The sequence below is a fragment of the Moorena bouillonii PNG genome (genome assembly GCF_001942495.1).
Classification (GTDB): Bacteria; Cyanobacteriota; Cyanobacteriia; order Cyanobacteriales; family Coleofasciculaceae; genus Moorena; species Moorena bouillonii.
The window spans coordinates 7,585,727-7,590,763 of the sequence record NZ_MKZS01000001.1; the positions used below are offsets into that span (position 1 = coordinate 7,585,727).

General features: G+C 44.7%; 6 protein-coding genes. 2 read left to right on the top strand and 4 right to left on the bottom strand.

Going from position 1 to position 5,037, the window contains the following annotated elements; all coding sequences use genetic code 11:
• Nucleotides 1-305, bottom strand: a 305-nt coding sequence (locus BJP37_RS40340) for a hypothetical protein (protein ID WP_158069835.1), incomplete at its 3' end; no start/stop codon positions are given.
• A 48-nt stretch (nucleotides 306-353) separates the two neighbouring features.
• On the bottom strand, nucleotides 354-1,847 hold the full coding sequence (locus tag BJP37_RS30940) for an alanine/glycine:cation symporter family protein (RefSeq protein ID WP_075904676.1): 1,494 nt from the start codon (nucleotides 1,845-1,847) through the stop codon (nucleotides 354-356).
• 280 nt (nucleotides 1,848-2,127) lie between these two features.
• On the opposite strand from BJP37_RS30940, the gene rplU reads away from it, so the two are divergent.
• Both rplU and rpmA read left to right on the top strand, forming a co-directional pair.
• Entirely contained in the window at nucleotides 2,128-2,565 is a 438-nt protein-coding gene (gene rplU, locus BJP37_RS30945) for a 50S ribosomal protein L21 (RefSeq protein WP_075904678.1), read from the top strand.
• Nucleotides 2,566-2,641: 76 nt separating this feature from the next.
• Nucleotides 2,642-2,914, top strand: coding sequence for a 50S ribosomal protein L27 (gene rpmA, locus BJP37_RS30950; RefSeq protein ID WP_070395797.1), 273 nt, complete (start codon nucleotides 2,642-2,644; stop codon nucleotides 2,912-2,914).
• A gap of 275 nt (nucleotides 2,915-3,189) precedes the next feature.
• On the opposite strand, the gene BJP37_RS30955 is transcribed toward rpmA, so the two are convergent.
• Both BJP37_RS30955 and BJP37_RS30960 read right to left on the bottom strand, forming a co-directional pair.
• The gene (locus BJP37_RS30955) at nucleotides 3,190-4,098 is read right to left on the bottom strand and encodes a CoB--CoM heterodisulfide reductase iron-sulfur subunit B family protein (RefSeq protein WP_075904680.1); all 909 of its coding nucleotides are present in this window, start codon (nucleotides 4,096-4,098) and stop codon (nucleotides 3,190-3,192) included.
• Between the two features lie 82 nt (nucleotides 4,099-4,180).
• Entirely contained in the window at nucleotides 4,181-4,927 is a 747-nt protein-coding gene (locus tag BJP37_RS30960; protein ID WP_075904682.1) for a sulfotransferase family 2 domain-containing protein, read from the bottom strand.
• Between the last annotated feature and the right edge of the window lie 110 nt (nucleotides 4,928-5,037).

Below are 5,037 nucleotides of genomic sequence, written 5' to 3' on the forward strand. Positions count from 1 at the left end.
ACAGCGTGGCCATTCGCGTAGCGTGGCCAAAGGCCAAGGCCAAAGCCTGTGCCACAAAGCACCTCAAGTAGCGTGGCCAATGGCCAAGGGCTTTTCCCTAGACTTTCAATTCGATAAAATCTCGAACTATTAAATTCTCCCAAAAGAGGTTTATTTGAAGCTGACCGCTGACCGCACATCAAGTAGCGTGCGCTACGCGCATATGCTTGCAAAAAAGCGATCGCTTTTTTGCGATCACTTCTGATCGACCTTCTGATTAAATCCCTTGATGGGGGTTTTGATGAAGTCTGGCTGTCTTTGTTCAACAGGCTTTTGAGCCATAAAACCTCATTCTTCCATTTTTGTCAACCCCATCACCTGAATGCTTGGGATTGAGTTACGGGAACTATTTTCCCAGAATTCAAGCGCTCCATATAGTCTTTGAGTTCAGTGACTACTTTGCCACAGAGGAAGTAGGCACCGAAAAGATTAGGTAAACCCATAGCATTAAGCATACTATCACTGAAATTAAACACTGGTTCTGGGTTAGCCAAAGTTCCAATAAAGATGCTGATCAAAACTAATACTTTGTAGACAATTAAATTTCTCGAACCAAACAAATAATCCCAAGAAATTTCACCGTAGTAACTCCATGAAATCATGGTAGAAAAAGCAAAAAAGAACACACAAATGGCTAGGAGCATTGGAAACCAACTAATTACACTCCCAAAAGCAGCGGCGGTCATTTCGGCACCACCGAAGTTAGCAAACTCAGGATTTTTGTATACCCCAGTGATGACTATTACTAAAGAAGTCATATTGCAGACGACCACAGTAACAATAAAGGGTTCGAGTAGGGCTAAAATTCCTTCCCGCACTGGTTCCTGAGTCCTGGCAGCGGCGTGAGCAATAGGAGATGTACCAATACCTGCCTCATTAGTAAAGGCTGAACGCCTTAATCCCTGTACTAACGCCCCAATCAAACCCCCCTCAACGGCTTGGGGAGAGAAGGCTTCTGTCACAATAGTTTCGATGGCAGATGGGATGGTGGAGAAATTGACCATCAGAATCCACAGGGATGCCAAAATGTAGATCCCACACATGACGGGGACGATGGTACTAGCCACTAAGCCAATACGTTGAATGCCACCAATAATAACCAATGCCACTAGAGCAACCAGAATTAAGCCATAAAACCAGCCTCGATTGATCAGCCAGGGAACTACGCTGGCCGTTATTTCCAAGGATTGGTTAGCTTGAAGCATACTCGAACCACCAAATGACCCAGTAATGCACAAGATGCAGAATACGATGCTCACGATTTTGCCCAGTTTTTGATATCCCATTTCGGCTAAACCAGCCGAGATGTAATACATTGGACCACCAGCTATCGTTCCGTCCGGTCTGACCACTCGATATTTTTGAGCCAGGGTACATTCTACAAATTTACTGCTCATGGCCAATAACCCCGCAAGGGTCATCCAGAACGCAGCTCCTGGTCCTCCGATACTGATGGCAAAGGCAACACCGCCAATGCTACCGAGTCCAACACCAGCGGATAGGGCAGTTGATAGAGCTTGAAAGGAAGAGATTTCACCGTTTTGGTTGGGTTGCTCGTATTTGCCTAAGGCTATGTCAATGGCGTGTCGAAATCCCCAGATGTTGATGAATTTCATCCGGAAGGTGAAGAATAGGCTACCACAGACTAGCCACAAGACAATCAGTGGCATACCACCGATGCTAAAGAAGAGTACATTGGATATGCCATTTAAGATTTGGTTAACAATACCGGTGAGGTTAGTTAGAACCGAGTTGTTTGCTGCTAGAGCTAGAGTGGGTAAATTGAAAAAAATATGATCTAGTGTCAACGTCTTTTAGCAATACTTCTTTACAAATTTACCAGGACTTACCAAAAACTGGGCACCAAATCTGATCAGTAGTAGGGTCACCCTACTGGTAGATTTGCTTTCAGAATTCACGGTTATGGTCTTGACAAAGACCAACAAATCAAAGATAATGTTAGATTACGTGTACTTTCCTGCTCGGATCAGGTGAAGGCATAACAAAAGCTGGCACAAGCAAGAAATCCTATCCATCGGAACAAACACTAACCAGCTACCTGTACGGCAACTCTAGAAAAACAAATCCATGACCTACGCAATTATCGAAACTGGTGGCAAGCAACTGCGAGTCGAACCGGGTCGCTTTTACGACATCGAATTACTGCACGTTGAACCAGAGCAAAATGTCACCATCGACAAAGTCCTGTTAGTTAATCATGATGGTGAAATCAGCATCGGTCAGCCCTTAGTTGAAGGAGCAACCGTACAAGGAACGGTGATGCGACACTTTCGCGATCGCAAAATCATCGTCTACAAAATGCAGCCCAAGAAGAAAACCCGTAAGAAGCGGGGACATCGACAGGAAAAAACCCGTCTGATGATTGATGCTATTAGTATGAATGGTTCTGTCCTTGCCTCGGTTTCCAAAGCAGAGGAAACACCAGTCTCAGCAGAAACTGCCCCTGAAGCACCAGCAACTGAAGCACCGGCAACTCAGGAAACGGCTGAAACTGCTCCGGAATAGTTTATGGCTCAGACCTGTGGATAGGGCAAAATTACCTCAAAATTCCCGTAAAAACACCGAAATATAAAGGAACATTATGGCTCATAAGAAAGGAACAGGAAGTACTCGTAACGGTCGTGACTCTAATTCCAAACGCCTAGGGGTCAAGCGCTACGGTGGTCAGTTTGTCAAGGCTGGCAACATTTTGGTACGTCAGCGAGGTACTAAGTTTCACCCTGGTACCAATGTTGGTCGCGGTGGTGATGACACCCTATTTGCAATAGCTGATGGCATAGTCACTTTTGAAAGAAGGGGTAAAAGCCAAAAAAAAGTCAGCGTTTACCCGGTTGAAACCGAAGCATCAGCTTAGATACAACGGTTTATAGTTGAGACTGAAATCCCTCCATCAGCAGTTGGCTGCTGTTGATGGTAACTGATCAGGCACCCCTTGGGGGTGCTTTTCTATGTAGCAAATACAAAAGCTAATGGGTAATGGGTAATCGTTAACTACCAATTACCCATTACCCGATAAGGGATATGATATAGCACTACGCATTAAAGTTAGGACATTGATAGAAGCTGAAACGCTTTTGTAGTAAACTTTTGCCTCTTGCCTCTTGCCCTTGCGCGTAGCGCTATAACTAGTCAAGTATGCCCCAACTTCTTTAGTACAGGTGCGGTCGAAACCACGTGCCGTTCTAAACCCAGTTGCTTTGGACTAACCCCTAGGGCTAGGGCAACTAACTGGGGTAAATGCAATACTGGTAACCTTAATTGACGCCCAATCACCTTTTCTACCTCCGGTTGACGGGAATCCAGATTAAGATGACACAACGGACAAGGGGTCACCATGCAGTCTGCGCCAGCATCCAAGGCTTCTTGAATATGGCTCCCTGCCATCTTGAAGGATTGTTCTGTGGCATAACTAGAAATTGGCCAACCACAACATTGAGTACGACCTCGGTAATATACAGGTGTTGCTCCTACGGTGCGAAATACAGTTTCCATGGATTCTGGATGCACTGGGTCATCGTAGGGGATGGATGTCTGAGCTCGCAGCAAATAACAACCATAGAATGCAGCACATTTGAGTCCAGTGAGCTTGCGACTGACCTGTGCTGCTAGGGCTTCCATGCCGTAATCTGCCACCAATGCCCACAGTAAATGCTTGACTTCCGTAGTGCCTTTGTAAGGAGAACAGCCTTCTTTTTTCAGCAAGCCATTCACTTTTTGCACATAAGTGGTATCGGTCTGTTGGAATTCCTTTAAACGTTCATCTACATGACCAATTACTCCCTGACAGGTGCTGCAATGGGTTAACAGGGGTAGATTCAGCTCCTCAGCTAGGGCGATGTTGCGAGCGTTAACAGTGTCTTCTAGGAGTTGGGAATCTTCTTTGAAGGTTCCAGAACCACAACAAGCAGCTTTTTTCAACTCAATCAGTTCAATCCCTAGCGCTTGGGTTAAAGCTGACGTAGATTGGTATAGTTCTCCACAGGCTCCTTGAGCAACACAACCTGGGAAATAGGCATATTTGAGCGTAGCAGATGGCATAGTAATTTATACTTAATCGCCTTAAAACGGTTAGAGATCAGCTCAAGGGTAACAGCTCATGCCCTAACCGCTACTAGCTTGTTCAAAATTCGTAACCGTAGCGCTTTAGTTCTTCATCAAAAATGTACTGGACAATTTTTCGCGATCGCTCATTATAGTACTCTCGATAGTTTTTCTTTCTTTCTTCGGTTTTGTTGATCACTGGTATTTGGACTTTGAAGGGCACTCCAGCTTTATCCAGGACTCTGTCAAAATCATCCTGAAGAGTTTCAAAACGCATCACAGTATCCATACCTTTGGTATAGTTTCCGTAGAGTGTATACGGTTCAGCTGGAAGACCTAGAAACTGTTTAAGTCGGTTTCGATTAGTATTCCGAACCAGGGATTGAACGGTTCGTTTCAGTCCATTGCCGTAAATAGAACCATAGTGTTTCTCAATCCAATCATTAAATGAATGGGTTTTGCAAAATTCCATGTCTTCTATATAACCCGGTAGACGGTGAACCCATGACGTGGAGTCAGCGATAAAGTGTTGGTATTTTGAGGCTCTTTTTACATAGTCGGAAGCTAGACTGTCAAAGGGGTTGCGAATACAACTAAATTTTAGATAAGATGCTGCTTCTTCCTCTGTCAAAAGATTCCGTCTGAACATCTCTCGTAGAGAATGATGTCTTCTGTGCATCAAAAATTTTCCGTTGGCGTCTAGGATGTCTTGGGGGGGGACTAGTTCGCCTTCTAGCTTTTTTTCCAGGACATCTTCTACTGCTGTGCAACCAGTTCGCGGTGCCATCAGGTAGAGTAAGCCGTATTTACGGCAAATCATTGCCATGATCAAGCTCCTTTGATTATAGGGTTAATATAAACAGGACGTAAGTATTGAGCCGTCAGCTATCAGCTATCAGCTATCAGCTATCAGCTATCAGCTATCAGCTATCAGCT